Annotated in this window: 9 protein-coding genes and 2 pseudogenes; 6 read left to right on the top strand and 5 right to left on the bottom strand. The window is 61.0% G+C overall.

The genetic code is table 11. From position 1 onward, the window contains the following. Positions 1–208: 208 nt before the first annotated feature. The 3 genes and pseudogenes from GJU48_RS03315 (at position 209) to GJU48_RS03305 (ending at position 3,998) form a co-directional block, all read left to right on the top strand. On the top strand, positions 209–1,528 hold the full coding sequence (locus tag GJU48_RS03315; RefSeq protein ID WP_094948978.1) for an OprD family porin: 1,320 nt from the start codon (positions 209–211) through the stop codon (positions 1,526–1,528). Positions 1,529–1,888: 360 nt separating this feature from the next. Then, complete coding sequence (locus tag GJU48_RS03310; RefSeq protein WP_094948859.1) at positions 1,889–2,563, top strand: heavy metal response regulator transcription factor; 675 nt, start codon at positions 1,889–1,891, stop codon at positions 2,561–2,563. Then, positions 2,560–3,998, top strand: a pseudogene (locus GJU48_RS03305) (heavy metal sensor histidine kinase). The gene GJU48_RS03310 and the pseudogene GJU48_RS03305 overlap by 4 nt, the downstream one beginning before the upstream one ends. On the opposite strand, the pseudogene GJU48_RS03300 reads toward GJU48_RS03305, so the two are convergent. From GJU48_RS03300 to GJU48_RS03285, 4 genes and pseudogenes are all read right to left on the bottom strand, one after another. After that, positions 3,931–7,059 (bottom strand): annotated as a pseudogene (locus GJU48_RS03300) (CusA/CzcA family heavy metal efflux RND transporter); the annotation flags it as partial. The pseudogenes GJU48_RS03305 and GJU48_RS03300 overlap by 68 nt on opposite strands. 18 nt (positions 7,060–7,077) lie before the next feature. Further along, positions 7,078–8,187: an efflux RND transporter periplasmic adaptor subunit gene (locus tag GJU48_RS03295; RefSeq protein ID WP_094948857.1), complete on the bottom strand. Its 1,110-nt coding sequence runs from the start codon at positions 8,185–8,187 to the stop codon at positions 7,078–7,080. Between the two features lie 18 nt (positions 8,188–8,205). Beyond that, positions 8,206–9,444 carry a TolC family protein gene (locus tag GJU48_RS03290; RefSeq protein ID WP_094948856.1) on the bottom strand — a complete coding sequence of 413 codons (1,239 nt, stop codon included), beginning with the start codon at positions 9,442–9,444 and terminating at the stop codon, positions 8,206–8,208. A gap of 109 nt (positions 9,445–9,553) precedes the next feature. Beyond that, positions 9,554–10,459, bottom strand: a complete 906-nt coding sequence (locus tag GJU48_RS03285) for a cation diffusion facilitator family transporter (RefSeq protein WP_094948855.1) — start codon at positions 10,457–10,459, stop codon at positions 9,554–9,556. 218 nt (positions 10,460–10,677) lie between these two features. On the opposite strand from GJU48_RS03285, the gene GJU48_RS03280 reads away from it, so the two are divergent. Then, positions 10,678–12,048: a GntT/GntP/DsdX family permease gene (locus GJU48_RS03280; protein WP_094948854.1), complete on the top strand. Its 1,371-nt coding sequence runs from the start codon at positions 10,678–10,680 to the stop codon at positions 12,046–12,048. A gap of 3 nt (positions 12,049–12,051) precedes the next feature. Here the strand turns inward: GJU48_RS03280 and GJU48_RS03275 are convergent, their stop codons facing one another. Then, a complete protein-coding gene (locus tag GJU48_RS03275) occupies positions 12,052–13,341 on the bottom strand; it encodes an MFS transporter (protein WP_094948853.1) in 1,290 nt (429 codons plus the stop codon). A 185-nt stretch (positions 13,342–13,526) separates the two neighbouring features. Here GJU48_RS03275 and GJU48_RS03270 point away from each other — a divergent pair, with 185 nt between their 5' ends. Together GJU48_RS03270 and acpA are read left to right on the top strand one after the other, a co-directional pair. Continuing rightward, positions 13,527–14,945, top strand: coding sequence for a short-chain fatty acid transporter (locus GJU48_RS03270; protein WP_094948852.1), 1,419 nt, complete (start codon positions 13,527–13,529; stop codon positions 14,943–14,945). A 257-nt stretch (positions 14,946–15,202) separates the two neighbouring features. Then, entirely contained in the window at positions 15,203–16,903 is a 1,701-nt protein-coding gene (gene acpA, locus GJU48_RS03265; protein ID WP_094948850.1) for an acid phosphatase, read from the top strand. The last annotated feature ends 7 nt before the right edge of the window (positions 16,904–16,910 follow it).

Below are 16,910 nucleotides of genomic sequence, written 5' to 3'. Positions count from 1 at the left end.
AAAGTTCAGTAACGAGACTAATCAACCAACCCTGTCGCCATGTTCACTGAAACATTACTTATCTGTTAGGTGGTCGCGAGCTGCCAGAATTGTAATGTTCACGCAACGAGTTCGTTATCTGCGGTTTGCAACTATCAGCCTGGGCCAAATCAATAAGAACGCCCGATCCTATAAAAAGCTGAAAACTGCCGACACCCAGGAGCGAAACATGAGTATTGCTTACTACACCCTACCCTTTTCACTGATTGCCGCACTGCCTCTGGCCGCCGTGGCCGTGGAAGACAAACCCGAAGGTTTTATCGAAGGCAGCAGCGTGAGCGTGCTGGCGCGCAATTTTTACTTCAACCGTGATGACCGCAAGGGCCAGTCCAGCCCCACCGGCAATGGCTATTCCGAAGCCTGGGCGCAGGGCTTGATCGGCAAATTCGAATCGGGTTTTACCCAAGGTACCGTGGGGTTCGGCCTGGATGCGTTTGCCATGTATGGCCTGAAACTTGACTCGGGCACCGGCCGCAGCGGCGGTAAGGGCTCGTTCGGCGTGTTGCCGGTGGACAGCGACAACCGCCCCGAAAGCAGCTACAGCAAATTCGGCGGCGCGGCGAAATTACGCGTGCTGGACACCGTCATCAAGGCCGGCGACGTATTCCCCGCCACCCCCGTGGTGGCAGCCGGCGACTCGCGCTTGTTGCCGGAAAGCTTTCGCGGCGTCACCGCGCAAAATACCAGCCTTGAGGGCCTGAGCCTGCAAGGCGGACGCCTGAGCGGCATGAGCCAACCCAGTGAAAGTGGCATGAACAAAGGCTTTGCGACCTTCTATGCGGGCAAGGTCGACTCGCCGTGGATCGGCTATCTAGGCGGTGAATATGCCGTCAATAAACACCTGACAGTCAGCCTGTACAGCAGCCGTTTGAAGGACGCGTGGGACCAATACTACTTCGGCAGCGCCGCCAATTACCCGTTGACCGACGACGTCTCATTGTTCGGCGACTTCAACTATTACAAGGCCGTGGACGAAGGCAAAAAACGGCTGGGTGAATTCGACAACAATATCTGGAGCGCCAGGCTTGGGGTAAAGGTCGGCGCCCACAGCGTGGCCGTGTCGCACCAGCGCAACAACGGCGATGACGACTTCGATTACTTGCGCCAATCGGACTCGATCTTCCTCAACAACTCGATCCAGTACAGCGACTTCAACTCGCCCAAGGAGCGCTCGTGGATGGCCCGTTACGACCTGGACATGCAGGCGTTCGGCATTCCCGGCCTGTCATTCATGACCCGCTACGCCAAAGGCTCCGGCGCCGATTACAGCAACGCCAACTCGGTGTATATGCGCCGCGATTCGGCGGGCAACCCGCTGACGGACCAACGCCGCTGGGAACGCAACGTCGAGGCCAAGTACGTGGTGCAAAGTGGCAGCCTGAAGGATTTGTCGTTGCGCTTGCGCCAAGCCACCGTGCGCTCCAGTACTTTCGAGTCGGACTTGGAGGAAGTGCGCTTGATTGCCGAATACCCACTGGTGGCACTCTGAATAATCACCACGGTGAGTGCTTACATTCGTTCGCCCTTAACTAACATTTGCTCACAAATGCACAAGTAACAAGACTGTAATATTAGCCTCAGCTTCCCGTTAAGTTGAACGCCTATACTCGCGTCAACTTATGTGCACCGAGCAACATTCGTCTCTGAAGCTTTTTTGGAGCTCCTTTGGAAAGAGATGAATTTTTAACGCCCCTCGGGGCGTTTTTTTTTGCGCACCGGCACTGCGTTGCGACCGATGGTCGCAGTTGACCCTGAAGCTACTTCACCGTTCAGACTTTCCCTACTCCCAAAGCACCCGATTCCATAAGGAAATGGAGCCCTTCTTTCACCTAAAAAAGGTAAATACCCCATGCGTATCCTTGTCGTTGAGGACGAGCAAAAAACCGCCGACTACCTGCAGCAAGGCCTGAACGAAAGTGGCTATGTGGTCGACTGCGCGTCCAATGGCATCGATGGCTTGCACCTGGCAGGGCAGCACGCCTATGAGCTGGTCATTCTCGACGTCAACCTGCCGGGCAAGGATGGCTGGGAAGTGCTGGAGCAATTGCGCCGCAACGGCAGCCAACGCGTGATGATGCTGACTGCCCGTGGCCGGCTCGCCGACAAGATCAAGGGCCTGGACATGGGCGCCGATGATTACCTGGTCAAACCCTTCGAGTTTCCCGAATTGCTCGCGCGGGTGCGCACCCTGTTGCGGCGCAGCGAGCATATCCCACAGCCGGACGTGTTCCGTGTGCTGGACCTGGAACTGGACCCGCGTCGCCATCGCGCGTACCGCGGCAGTCGGCGTATCGACCTGACCACCAAGGAGTTCGCGCTGCTGCAGGTGCTGATGCGCCAGACCGGCGAAGTGCTGACCCGCACGCAGATTATTTCGCTGGTGTGGGACATGAACTTCGACTGCGACACCAACGTGGTGGAGGTTTCCATCAGCCGCCTGCGCGCCAAGGTGGATGACCAGAGTGAGGTCAAGCTGATCCACACCATTCGCGGTGTGGGTTATGTGCTGGAGGCACGGCAATGAAAGTCAGCAGTTTGTCGATGCGCCTGGGGCTGACGGTCAGCCTGATGGGCGCAGGCCTGGTGCTGTTGCTGGCAACCCTGGCGTACCTGGCCCTGACCCACGAGCTGGAAAAACTGGCGCGCAAAGGCCTGGAAAGCAAGATGGAACAGATCCAGCACAGCCTGTCACAGGGCCTCAACGCCAGCGGCATCCGCGCCCGCCCGCACTCGCTGATGGACCTGGTGATCGGCCATGACAATTTCTACCTGACCATTGTCGGCACGGCCCCCGATAACAGCGTGTTACTGAGCGCCGGCGCCAAGCCTCAGGAACCGTTGCTGACCGACTTCACGCCGCGTGAAACTCTCGGTTACCTCAACTGGGCCGACAGCGATGGCAACCAAGTACTCAGCGCTTCCAGCCTAATGCGCCTGGCCAGCGGCGAACGCGTGCGCGTTTTGCTGTCCCTGGACCGCAGGGACGACCAGGCACTGCTCAGTGCCTACCTGCGCGCCACGGTGATCGCGTTGCCGATGCTCTTGATATTGATCGGCATGGGCGCCTGGTGGCTGGTGCAGCGCGGGCTGGCGCCGCTGAAGCAGTTCAGCCGAGTGGCGGCCAAAGTCACCACGCAGGACCTGACCCATCGCCTGTCCGTCGACAACCTGCCGCACGAACTGGGCGAGCTGGCGCAAGGCTTCAACGTGATGCTCGACCGCCTGGACGCCGGGGTGCAGCAGCTGTCGCAATTCTCCGATGACCTCGCCCACGAACTGCGCGCGCCGCTGACCAACCTGATGGGCAAGGCCCAGGTGACGCTGTCGCGCGAACGCCCGCCGGAGGCCTACAAAGCGGTGCTGGAATCCAACACCGAAGAGCTGGAGCGCCTGGCGCGTATCGTTTCCGACATGTTGTTTCTGGCCCAAGTCAGCCACCCGGCGGCGCGAGCTTCGTTTACTGCCGTGTCGCTGACGGCTGAGGCAAACCGGGTGATGGACTTGTTCGCCCTGAGTGCCGAAGACAAACAGCTGACCCTGACCCTCAGCGGCGAGGCCCAAGTACACGGCGATCGCCTGATGATTCAACGTGCCCTCTCCAACCTGCTGTCCAACGCCATCCGCCATAGCCCATCGGGCGCGCATATTTCGTTGCTGGTGGAGGCTTACGACAACAACGTTTCGTTGTCCGTCAGCAACCCAGGCTCGGGGATCGAAGCGCAACACCTGCCGTACCTGTTCGAGCGTTTTTACCGTGTCGACAGCAGCCGCGCACGCACTGAGGGCGGCACCGGCCTGGGCCTGGCGATCGTACGGTCGATCATGACCCTGCACCAAGGGCAGGCTGATGTGCGCAGCCTGCCCGGTGGCTTTACCTTGTTCCGCCTTTTCCTCCTTGCGATGCGCCCACTGATACAACGCCGGCAGCACCAGCAAGGTCAGCAACGTGGAAGAAATAATCCCGCCAATCACCACCGTCGCCAACGGGCGCTGCACCTCGGCGCCGGTGCCGGTGGCCAGGGCCATTGGGATAAACCCCAGGGACGCCACCAGCGCCGTCATCAGTACCGGGCGCAAACGGGTGAGCGCGCCTTCGTTGATCGCCACCGACAATTAGCGCCCTTCCTCGCGCAGGTTGCGGATGAAGGCAATCATCACCAGCCCGTTCAACACCGCCACACCCGACAACGCGATAAAGCCCACCCCCGCCGAGATCGACAATGGAATATCGCGCAACCACAGCGCCATGATCCCACCGGTCAACGCGAACGGAATCCCGGTAAACACCAGCAGCCCGTCCTTGAGGTTGTTGAACATCATAAACAGCAGCCCGAACACCAGCAGCAACGCCACCGGCACCACGATGCGCAAACGTTCGGAGGCTTCCTTCAACTGTTCGAACTGGCCGCCCCATGTCGTCCAGTAACCCGCCGGCACCTTCACCTGGCTGCTGATGGCCGTCTCGGCCTCATCAACAAACGAACCGATATCCCGCCCGCGCACGTTGGCGCTGACGATCACCAGACGCTTGCCATTCTCGCGACTGATCTGGTTCGGCCCGAGTACCAAATCCAAACTGGCAACCTGGGACAAGGCGATAAAACCCAACTGCCCCGACGCGTTACTGGCCAGCGCCGGTACCGGGATCAACAGCCGTGATAGCCCGTCGATATCGGTACGCAACGCGTCGGACAAACGCACAACCATGTCGAAGCGGCGGTCACCTTCGTACAACGTACCGGCCTGGCGCCCACCGACAGCGACGGCAATGGTGTCCTGCACATCGCCCACATTCAGGCCGAAACGCGCGGCCTTGTCGCGGTCAATATTGATCGTCAGTACCGGCAGCCCGGAAGTCTGTTCCACCTTCACTTCCGAGGCGCCCTCAAGCTTTTGCAGGGTCTCGGCGATTTCCCCGGCGGTCTTGTTGAGCACCGCCATGTCGTCGCCAAACACCTTCACCGCCACATCACTGCGCACCCCAGAAATCAGCTCGTTGAAACGCAGTTGGATCGGTTGCGACAGTTCATACGCACTGCCCGGCACAATCGCACTGGCGCGCTGGATATCTTCGATCAGCGCTTCACGAGATTTCTTCGGGTCCGGCCATTGGTCCTTCGGCTTGAGCATCACATAGCTGTCGGAAATATTCGGCGGCATAGGGTCGGAAGCGATTTCCGCGGTGCCGGTACGCGCGAAGACCCGTTCGATTTCCGGCACCTGAGCCATCAAGGTTTTTTCCAGCTGCTGCTGCATCTGCACCGATTGCGTCAGGCTGGTGCCCGGCACACGCAAGGCTTGCTGGGCGAAGTCACCTTCACTGAGGCTGGGGATAAATTCGCTGCCCATGCGGCTGGCCACCACGCCCGAGGCGACGATGGTCAGCACCGCCAAGCCAAACACCAAAGGGCGGCGCGCCATCACCCAATCCAGCACCGGCGCATAGACCCGACGTGCCGTGCGCATCACCAGGTTTTCTTCTTCCTTGACCTTGCCAGTGACGAACAGCGCGATCGCGGCTGGCACGAACGTCACCGACAGAATCATCGCGCCGAGCAGGGCAATCACCACGGTAAAGGCCATGGGGTGGAACATCTTCCCAGCCACACCCGTGAGGGCGAAGATCGGCAGGTACACCACCATGATGATCAGTTGCCCGTAGATCAAAGCCCGCCGAGCCTCCTTGGCGGCCGCGAACACTTCATGCAGGCGTTCGCTGCGGGTCAGCAGGCGGCCATGGCGCTGCTGCGCATGGGCCAGTCGGCGGATGGCGTTTTCGACGATCACCACCGCGCCGTCGACAATAATGCCGAAGTCCAGCGCGCCAAGGCTCATCAGGTTGGCGCTGACTTTGTTGGTGAACATTCCGGTAAACGTGAACAGCATCGCCAGCGGGATCACCATCGCAGTGATCAACGCCGCGCGGATGTTGCCCAGGAACAGGAACAGCACGGCGACGACCAGCAGCGCACCTTCGAAGAGGTTTTTCTTCACGGTGGCGATGGCTTTTTCCACCAGGTTGGTGCGGTCGTAGACGGTGACGGCCACCACGCCTTGGGGCAGCGAACGGTTGATCTCTTCCAGTTTTTTCGCCACCGCCTGGGACACGGTACGGCTGTTTTCACCGATCAACATAAACACCGTGCCCAGCACCACTTCACGGCCATTTTCCGTGGCGGCACCGGTACGCAGCTCACGACCGATTTCGACGTGCGCCACATTGCGCACGCGAATCGGCGTGCCATCCGAGGTGATGATGACGATATTAGCGATGTCATCGATGGACGCCACTTGCCCCGGAGCGCGGATCAACAGTTGCTCGCCGCTGCGCTCGATGTAACCGGCGCCGACGTTGGCGTTATTACGCTCCAGCGAAGTGACCAAATCGGTCAACGTCAGGTTGTAGGCCGCCAGACGCTTGGGGTCCGGGGCGATCTGGTATTCCTTGGCAAAGCCGCCGATGGTGTTGATCTCGGCCACGCCCGGCACATTGCGCAGTTGCGGCTTGATGATCCAATCCTGGATCACCCGCAGGTCGGTCGGTGTGTAAGGCGTACCGTCTTCTTTGAGTGCACCGTCTTCGGCTTCGACGGTCCATAGGAAAATCTCCCCGAGACCGGTGGAAATCGGCCCCATCGCGGTTTCGATGCCGGTGGGCAATTGTTCGCGGGCCACTTGCAGGCGCTCGTTGACCAATTGGCGGGCAAAGAACAGGTCGGTGCCGTCTTTGAAGATCACCGTGACCTGGGACAAGCCGGAGCGCGACAACGAGCGCGTCTGCTGCAAACCCGGCAAGCCGGCCATGGCGGTTTCAATCGGAAAGGTGATGCGCTGTTCGGTCTCCAGCGGCGAAAACCCGGCCGCCGCCGAGTTGATCTGCACCTGCACATTGGTGATGTCGGGCACTGCGTCGATGGGCAACTTCTGATAGCTGGCGATGCCGACACCGGCCATCAACAGCACCGCCAGCAGCACGATGATGCGCTGTTCGATGGCGAATTGGATAAGGCGCTCAAACATGGGAAATCACTCGCAGGATCAATGGGCGTGCTCGGCCGAGCCTTTACCCAGTTCGGACTTGAGGATGAAGCTGCCTTCGGTCGCCACTTGCGCCCCGACGTCGAGGCCTTTGCGTACTTCGACATAGCCGTTTTCACTCACGCCCAGTTCGAGGTGGCGGGTGATGAAACCGTCCGCAGTGCGCACAAACACCGAAGGTTTGTCCTCGACGGTCTGGATCGCGGTTTGCGGCACGGTGACCTTGGCCTGGTAGGTGTCGGTGGCCAATTGCACGGTGACAAACAGCCCGGGGCGCCAGGCGTCGTCGGGGTTGGGCACGGTCACGCGCACGGTGGCGGTACGCGTCTGCTCGCCGAGCAGGTTGCCGACGTAGGCCACGGAGCCTTGTACTTCAGTGCCCATTTCCGTGGAGGTGACTTTCACCGGTTTACCGACGCGCACCTTGTTCAAGTCCTTGGGAAACACGCCGAAGGTGACCCACACCTGGGACAAATCCGAGAGCGTGAAGGCATTGCTGGTTTCGCCCACCACCTCACCGACGCCCAGGTGTTTTTCCACCACCACACCGGCGAATGGCGCACGCAGCTCATAGCGATTGCCGCCCGCCAGAACGGCACTGCCGCTGAGCGCCGTCATCTTCTGACGAGCGTTGTTCAAGGCGATTTCAGCTTCCTGCAAGGTCTGGCGCGCCAGCAGGTAATCTTGCTCGGCGGAGATCTCGTCCTTCCACAGTTGGCGCTCGCGCTGGAAAGTGGTGCGTGCCAGTTCGACACGACGCTCACTGGCCGCCAGCTCGCTGCGTTGATCAGAAATCTGCTGGCTGGAGATCACCGCCAACAGTTCGCCTTTCTTCACCGACTGGCCGAGGTTGACCTTGACCTCCTCCACCACACCGGCCGCACGCGGGACGATGTGCGAGGTACGGTCCTCGTCAAAACGCACTTCGCCCGGCAGCGTCAGCAGGGTGCTGATCGCGCGGGGTTGGGCCTGGGCGAGTTGGATACCGGCAGCCTGGATCTGCTGCTCAGTGAGTTCGAGTTTGCCTTCTTCTTCCTCTTCGGCATGGGCAAAACCAGACAGCATCAGGCCCAGGGCGACGGCAAGCGCCACACCGTGTTTATGCTTCATAAAAGACTCCAGAAAAAATCAAAACCGGGCGAGGTCGCCGTAAATCCGTTCGATGCGTACCCAGGCGTCAGTCGCCTGGGCGGTCGCCGTGAGGTATTGGGTGCGGGCTGCGATCAAGGTGCGCTGGGCGTCGAGCACGTCGAGGAAGTTGAACTTGCCCATCTCGAAGCCACGAGTGGCGCTGTCCACCGCGCTTTGGGCGGCGGGCAGGATTTGTTGGTTGAACGTGCGCACTTCAGTGTTGGCGGTTTGCCACAGGTCCAGGGCCTGACGGGTTTCGGTGCGCAGGCGCAGCTCAACGGCATTGCGCAGGTCGCGGGCCTGATCGGCGCGGCGGCTGGCGGCGAGCACGTTGCCCTGGTTGCGGTTGAACAGCGGGATCGGCATCGACACGCCCACCAGGTTCACCCGCTCACGCACGCTGGCGTCGTACTGGCTGCCGATCGACACATCGAGGTCAGGAATGCGCTGGGCTTTTTCCAGGCCCACGCTGGCTTCGCTCTGGATAATCTGCATGTCGGCCAGGCGCAGTTCGGTGGTTTGCTCAAGTCGCGCCAGCAATTGTGCGGAGGCCGGCAAGGGCGGTGCGGATTGGCTTTGAGTGGCCACGGCCTGGAAGTCGGGGGTGGCGCTGCCGGTGCTGGCGGCAAGGCGGCGATAGGCATCGCTCAGGCCGACCTGCGCGCGGTTCAACTCCAGGCGGATCTCCGACAGCTGCACCTGCGCGCGCGTGGCTTCCACCGGCGATGACTTGCCGGCGGTGACGCGGCCCTTGGCGACCACTAGGCCGCGCTCGGCAAGCGCCATCGAGCGTTGCGCCAGGTCGAGGCGTTCCTGGGCTCGCAGCGCGCCGTAATAGCTGTCGATCACATCGGCGCGCAGGCCATTGCGACGCTGCTCAAGGGTCAGCGCGGCGGCATCCTGGGCACGTGTCGCCACGTCAATCCGCGCACCGCGCTTGCCGCCCAGTTCCAGGGTTTGGCTGAGTTTAATCGTGGTGGTGCGCGTGTTGCGGCGCGTGTCTTCGGCATCCCATGAGGCTACCGGGTTGGGGATCAAGCCAGCCTGTTGGCGACCGCCTTGGGCAATCTCGATTTCCCATTGCGCGGCAGCCAGGTCGGGGTTGTTGGCGAAGGCAGCTTGCAGGGCTGCATCAAGCGTGAGGGTTTGCGCCTGAGCAGCACTGGCTGCCACCCACAACGCAGTCGCCCCTAACAGTGTTCTAACGGCCAACAGTGTTCTAACGGAAAGTGCCATAACGAGAGTTCCAGGCCCAGAAAGTCGCTGAGGTTTCCCAGCGAGGGCAATGTAACTTTCGGTACTTATCAGGGCGGTGGGCGGAACATTACAAATCTGTTAGCCGGGATCAGGCATGCACGTCGTCATGTTCATCGTGCTCAAACCCCTCGCCTTCCACCTGCAAAGTGACGTGGGAAATATCGAATTGTTCGTGCAGCAACTCCGTCACCAGCGTGAGGATTTGTTGTTCGGTGCCCAGCGCCGAGTCCGCCACCAAGTGCGCACTCAGCACATTCTTGCCACTGGTCAGGGCCCAGATATGCAGGTCGTGCACGTCCTTGACCCCAGGCACGTTGCGGATGCCCTGCTCGACCTGATCAATATCAATGCCGTCGGGCACGCCTTGCAGCAGCACGTTCATGCTTTCCTTCAGCAAGATCCAGGTGCGTGGTAATACCCAGAAACCAATCCCTGCCGCCACCAAGGAATCGACCCAGCCCCAACCGGTGAGCATGATCACCAGCGCCGCGATGATCACGCCAATGGAGCCGAGCATGTCGCTCCACACTTCCAGGTAGGCGCCTTTGACGTTGAGACTTTCGCCGCTGCCGGCACTGAGCAGGCGCATCGAAATCAAGTTGATGATCAGCCCCAACACCGCGATCACCAGCATGCCGGTGGACTGGATTTCAGGCGGCGCCTGCAGCCGTTGATAGGCCTCATACAGAATGTAAAAGGCCACGGCAAACAGCAGCAGCGCATTGAACGACGCCGCCAGAATTTCGAAACGCGCATACCCGAAGGTGCGCTTACGGTCAGCGGCGCGCTTGGCCATCTGGATGGCAACCAGGGAAATCGCCATCGCCAGGGTGTCCGTCATCATGTGGGCCGCGTCGGACAACAGCGCCAGGCTGCCGGTGACGAAGGCGCCGATGACCTCGGCGATCATAAAACTCCCGGTTAAGCCGAGCGCCATCCACAACTTGCGTTCGTGACCTGCGCGTACCTGGGCGTGATTGTGTCCGGCGCTCATGTGATGTCCTCGTCATAACGGAATGGGCTGATCATAGGGCCATAAAACCATAGCACCGGCACGCCTTGCGAAATTGTCATTCAGCTGTCAGCCAAGCGTTAACCAGGCTCGCACCAAAACTGCGCAATAGCGCTGTGGCACGGTTCTATCAGGTATGCTTTTCGGACAGGAAACAAAAAGAAACAAATTAGCCAACCTGTTCGATAAGGAGCCCCGTTTTGGAGTTATCGACTGCCGCGTGGATGGTTCACGACACCCGCCTTATGTTCTGCGTGCTGCTGGCGATCGTCAGCATCATTGTGTTGATCAGCGCGACCAAGCTGCCGCCGTTCCTGTCGATTCTGATCGGTACGTTTATCGCCGGTGTCGGCGCCGGGTTGCCCCCGGAAGAAGTCGCCAAAGCCTTCAGCAAAGGCGCCGGGGCGATCCTCGGTGAAGCCGGGATCATCATCGCCCTGGGCTCGATGCTCGGTGCGTTGATGGCCGAATCCGGCGCGGCCGACCGCATTGCCACCACCCTGCTCGGGCTGGGCAAAGGCAAGTCGCTGCCCTGGGTAATGGCGCTGGTCGCCATGGTGATCGGCCTGCCGCTGTTCTTCGAAGTCGGCTTGGTGATGATGGTGCCGATCATCTTCGTGATGGCCAAACGCTCGAACCAACCACTGCTGAAAATCGCGATCCCGGCGCTGGCCGGCATGACCACCCTGCACGCCCTGATGCCACCGCATCCGGGCCCGCTGATTGCGGTGAGCGCGCTGCACGCCGACCTGGGCCTGACTATGCTGCTGGGCTTTTGCCTGGCGGTGCCGGCGGTGATTCTCGCGGGCCCGCTCTACGGCAACTGGCTGTCCAAACGCCTGCACGTGGATGAACCGGCCGACATCGGCGCGCTGTTCAGCGCACCGCCCAAGGCGCCACGCCAGCCGAGTTTCGGGGTGTCGTTGCTGATCATCTTGCTGCCGGTGATTCTGATGCTCGGCAGCACCTTGGCCAAGGTTGCGATGTCGCCGGAAAACCCGGTGGCATTGACCTTGAAATTCCTCGGTGAGCCGCTGATCGCACTTGGCCTGGCCGTCATCGCCGCTGTGATCTGCCTGGGCTGGGCCGCCGGTATGCCACGCAGCGACGTCGGCAACACCCTGCGCAAAGCCCTCGCGCCTATCGCCGTGCTGCTGTTGACCATCGGTGCCGGCGGCGGCCTCAAGCAAACCCTGCTGGACGCCGGCGTCAGCCAGACTATCAGCAAGGTCGCCGAAGGCGCACACATGCCCTACTTGCTGCTGGCATGGTTGATCGCCGTGGCCCTGCGCCAGGCCACCGGCTCGGCGACCGTTGCTACCACTACCACGGCGGGCATTCTCGCACCGATGATGGCGGGTTTGGCGGCGACCCAGAGTTCATTGGTAGCGCTGGCGATTGGCGCCGGCTCGGTGTTCTTCTGCCACGTCAACGACGCCGGGTTCTGGATGGTGCGGGAGTACTTTGGCTTGCAGCTGAAGCAGACGATCTGGGTGTGGTCGGTGTTGCAGACCATCGTTTCCGTCGTCGGCTTGGTGGGTACGTTGGTGCTGTGGCACTTTCTGACTTAAACCTCAGGAGGCCAAGGTGTGGCGCTTACCAAAAATCGCCACACTCGCCACCCCCACCGCGCCCATCACCACGCAATAGCCCACGCAAATCCACGGGCTGGTAGGCATCAGCGCAATCAACAGCAGCGGCGTAGTACTCGCCCACAACGCGTAGGCAATGTTGTAGGTGAAGGAAATTCCCGACACCCGCACCTGCGCCGGGAATAGGCCGACCATCACCGACGGCACCGCGCCCACTACGCCGCAACTCAAGCCCGCCACGGCATATGCCGCGCCCAGCCATACGCCGCCGTTGATCAGGCTGGCGTACAGCACCGCAATGCCCACCGGCAGCAACAAGCTGTAGACCTGCACCGCGCGCCAGGCGCCGATGCGGTCCACCAGCAGGCCGGCCAGGACACAGCCGATATTCAGGAAGACGATGCCCAATGCGCTCAAGGCGAAGGTGTGGCTGGGGCTCATGCCGAAGGTTTTTTGCATCATGGTTGGGGTGATGACCACCAGCACCACCACCGCCGAGGTGAGCACGCAGGTGAGGATCATCGCCGGCAGCAACACGGCGCGATGGTCGCGCAGCACGGTGCGCAGAGGCAGTTCGGCGGCGGCCTGGCGACGCGCCTGCATTTCGAGGAACACCGGGGTTTCGTTGAGCCAGCGGCGCAGCCACACGCCGATCACGCCGAACACACCACCGAGCAGGAACGGGAAGCGCCAGGCGTAATCGAGGATTTCAGCGGGGGTGAAAACTTGCGCCAGCAGGGTGGCAGTCAATGCGCCGAGCAGGTAGCCGAAGGTCAGGCCGGCCTGCAGGAAGCCCAGGGCATAGCCACGATGCTGGGTTGGCGCGTGTTCGGCGACGAAAGTCCAGGCGCTGGGCACCTCGCCGCCCACTGCCGCGCCTTGCAGCACGCGCAGCACCAGCAGGATCAATGGGGCGAAATAACCGATTTGCGCGTAGGTCGGCATGATCCCGATCAGCAGGCAGGGCAAGGCCATCATCAGGATGCTCAGACTGAACACGCGTTTGCGCCCCAGGTGATCGGCGAAGTGCGCCATCAAAATGCCGCCCAGCGGGCGCGCCAGGTAGCCGGTGACGAAGATGCCGAAGCTTTGCAGCAGGCGCAGCCACTCGGGCATTTCTGGCGGGAAAAACAGCTGGCTGAGGGTCAGCGCAAAGAATACGAAGATGATGAAGTCGTAGATTTCCAGGGCGCCGCCGAGGGCGGCCAAGCCCAGGGTTTTGTAGTCGGAGCGGGAAAAACGCTGCGCCTGTGGAGAAAAGGTGGCAGTCATGTGGAGGCTCGGCAGACAAACAAAATGGCGTGCAGGTTATGAGCTGAGCCCAATGATGGCAATCACGACAGATATATTTGTTTTCCTCATGGATCGATGAAGATAACTGCATTCCCATATCAATGGCCGTAGCGGAACATGCCGTAAAACTGCCAACACCATAATAAATACAAGAGGAAAGACTCGTGGCCGATGCTATCGAAGAAAGCCGCTATGCCCGATTTGCCCTGCGTTGTTCCAACTTCGCCGAACGCTGGTTTCCTGACTCCTGGGTGTTTGCCGCCCTTGCGGTGATCATCGTCGCCGTGGCGACCCTGGGCATGGGCGCCGCGCCGACCGAAGCCGCCAAAGCCTTTGGTGATGGGTTCTGGAGCCTGATCCCGTTCACCATGCAGATGGCCTTTGTGGTGATCGGCGGTTATGTGGTGGCCAGCTCACCGCCTGCGGTGAAACTGATCGACCGCCTGGCACGCATCCCGAAGAACGGCCGCTCGGCCGTGGCCTGGGTGGCGCTGATCTCGATGGTTGCCTCCCTGCTCAACTGGGGCTTGTCCTTGGTGTTCGGCGGTTTGCTGGTGCGCGCACTGGCCCGTCGCACGGATTTGCGCATGGATTACCGCGCGGCCGGTGCTGCCGCCTACTTGGGCCTGGGCGCTGTGTGGGCGCTGGGGCTGTCGTCGTCGGCCGCGCAATTGCAAGCCAACCCGGCCAGCTTGCCGCCGTCGATTCTGTCGATTACAGGGGTGATTCCGTTCACCGATACCATCTTTCTATGGCAATCCGGGGTGTTGTTGATGGCGCTGATCGTGGTGTCGCTGATCATCGCCTACGCTACCGCGCCGGGGCCGAACAGCGCCCGTGATGCAAAAGCCTGCGGCGTCGACCCGGCCTTTAACCTGCCCAAGATTCAAGCGCCAACCCGCCCGGGCGAATGGCTGGAACACAGCCCGCTGTTGACCATTTTGCTGGCCCTGCTGGCGGCCGGCTGGCTGTTCCATGAGTTTTCAACCAAGCCGGCAATCAGCGCCATCTCGGGGCTCAACACCTACAACTTCCTGTTCATCATGGTCGGTGCGCTGCTGCACTGGCGCCCACGCAGCTTTCTGGATGCGGTAGCGCGCGCCGTGCCGACCACCACCGGCGTGCTGATCCAGTTTCCGCTGTACGGCTCGATCGCCGCGTTGATGACCGTGGTCAAGGGCGGCGACGGCCAGACCCTGGCACACCACATTTCGACCTTCTTCACGTCCATCGCCTCCCACGACACCTACGCGCTATTAATGGGCGTGTACTCGGCGGTGCTGGGCTTCTTTATTCCGTCGGGCGGCGGCAAGTGGATCATCGAAGCACCTTACGTAATGCAAGTGGCCAACGACCTGCAATACCACCTGGGCTGGGCGGTGCAAATCTACAACGCAGCTGAGGCGCTGCCGAACCTGATCAACCCGTTCTATATGCTGCCGCTGCTGGGCGTGTTGGGGCTCAAGGCGCGGGACTTGATCGGGTTTTCGTTTGTGCAGTTGCTGGTGCACACGCCGTTGGTGTTGTTCCTGCTGTGGGCGTTGGGGACGACGTTGAAGTATTTGCCGCCCGTCATGCCCTGACGCGGTCAGTGTGGGAGCGGCGGTGTGACTGGCTCGCTCCCACATTATTAACGACAAGCCGCAAGCTGCCGTTCTGATGCAATGTGTGGGGTTCGTCCCACTCTGTGTGTCGACAACGCCTGACTTCTATCGCCAGCGCCTTTGATTAACCTGACTCGGATTACCACTTTCATTTCGCTGTCTTCGTTCGGTCATATTCGGTTGCTACCGTCCTGGCGAAACATCTTGCAACAACTAGCCAGCAGGGACTCCCAGTAATGAGTGACGAGCACCAAGACCGCCCTTCCTCCGATTCCACAGCTCTACCACCGGTGGATACCAGCCGCCGGCGCTTCCTGGGAGGCGCAGCGGTACTGGGGGTCGGCGCGACCTTGGGTGCCTGCGGCAATACCGGCGAGCCCTCGGGCAAACCGCAAGTGCGCCCACTCACGCCGCAAGAGCTGGACAAGGCCCTGCACGACAACGTGAAAAATGTGGTGGTGATCTACGGTGAAAACCGCAGCTTCAACAACCTGTTTGCCGACTTCCCCGGCGTAGAGAGCCCGCTGTCCGCGCTCAAACCCGCCGACTACCAGCAACGTGACCGTGACGGCAGCCTGCTGCAGACGCTGCCGCAAGTGTGGGGCGGCGTGACTCAGCTTGGGCCGCAGACGATCGACGGCGTGGTTTACCCCGTCGCCACCCAATATCAAGAACACTTACCCAATGCACCTTACGCATTGAAAGGCCCGGACGGCGAAGACCTGCCGTTGAGCCTGATCACCCGCGACCTGTGGCACGTGTTTTATCAGAACCAAATGCAGATCAATGGTGGCAAGAACGACCAGTTTGTCGCCTGGGCCGACTCGGGCGCGCTGACGTTTGGCCATTACCCGCAAACGCGCTACTCACTGCGCCTGTGGGACGTCGCCAAGGAGTTCGTGCTCTGCGACAACTTCTTCCAGGGCGCCTTTGGTGGTTCTTACCTCAACCACCAGTATTTGATCAGCGCTCAAGTGCCGTTTTACCCGGATGCTGCCAATTCAGTGGCCAAATCGCAGATCGCCACGCTGCAGAGCGACGACCCGACCGACACGCGCCTCAAGCCGCTGGACAAGTCCCCGGCCAGTGCCATGACTGGCCCGCCACAATTCGGCCCCAGCGCATTGACGCCGGACGGCTACGCGGTGAATACCATGGCGCCGCCGTATTGGCCGACCTGGATCCGCGACCCGGAGCGCCCGGACTACGCCAAACCCGACTTGCCCAGCGTGCTGGTGCCGCAGTCTCACGAACACATCGGCGACAAGCTGTCGAAGAAAAACGTGGACTGGGCCTGGTATGGCGGTGCCTGGCAGGCGACGATCGACGAACACAAGGATTCGGCAGCGATCCCGAAGATTCCGAGTTTTCAGTATCACCATCAGCCGTTCAACTACTTCAAGCAGCAAGGCCCGCAAAACCCGGTTGAGCGCAAGAAACGCCTGCGCGACGGCGGCCTGGGCGATGAACCGAGCACCAACCACTTCCTGGCTGATGCCCAGGCGGGAACACTGCCGGCGGTGACCTTCTACAAACCCCAGGGCAACCTCAACATGCACGCCGGTTACGCCGACGTGGCCTCGGGTGACCGCCATATCACCCGCGCCCTGAAGGTGCTGCAGGAAAGCCCACAATGGAAAAACATGGTGGTGATCATCACCGTCGATGAAAACGGCGGCTGGTGGGACCACGTTGCACCGCCAAAAGGCGACCGCTGGGGCCCGGGCACGCGGATTCCGGCCGTGGTGGTCTCGCCATTTGCGCGCAAAGGCACGGTGGACCATACGGTGTACGACACGGCGTCGATCCTGCGTTTGATCACCCGGGTGTTCCAGCTGGAGAAACTGGACGGCCTCAAGCTGCGTGATGACGCGATGACCGCCCGCGGCCAGAAGCCCATGGGCGACTTGAGCAACGCGCTGGAATTCAAGGCGTAGGTTTTCT

The organism is Pseudomonas sp. IB20 (assembly GCF_009707325.1).
Lineage (GTDB): Bacteria > Pseudomonadota > Gammaproteobacteria > Pseudomonadales > Pseudomonadaceae > Aquipseudomonas.
This window is presented reverse-complemented; position numbering and strand designations above follow the sequence as displayed.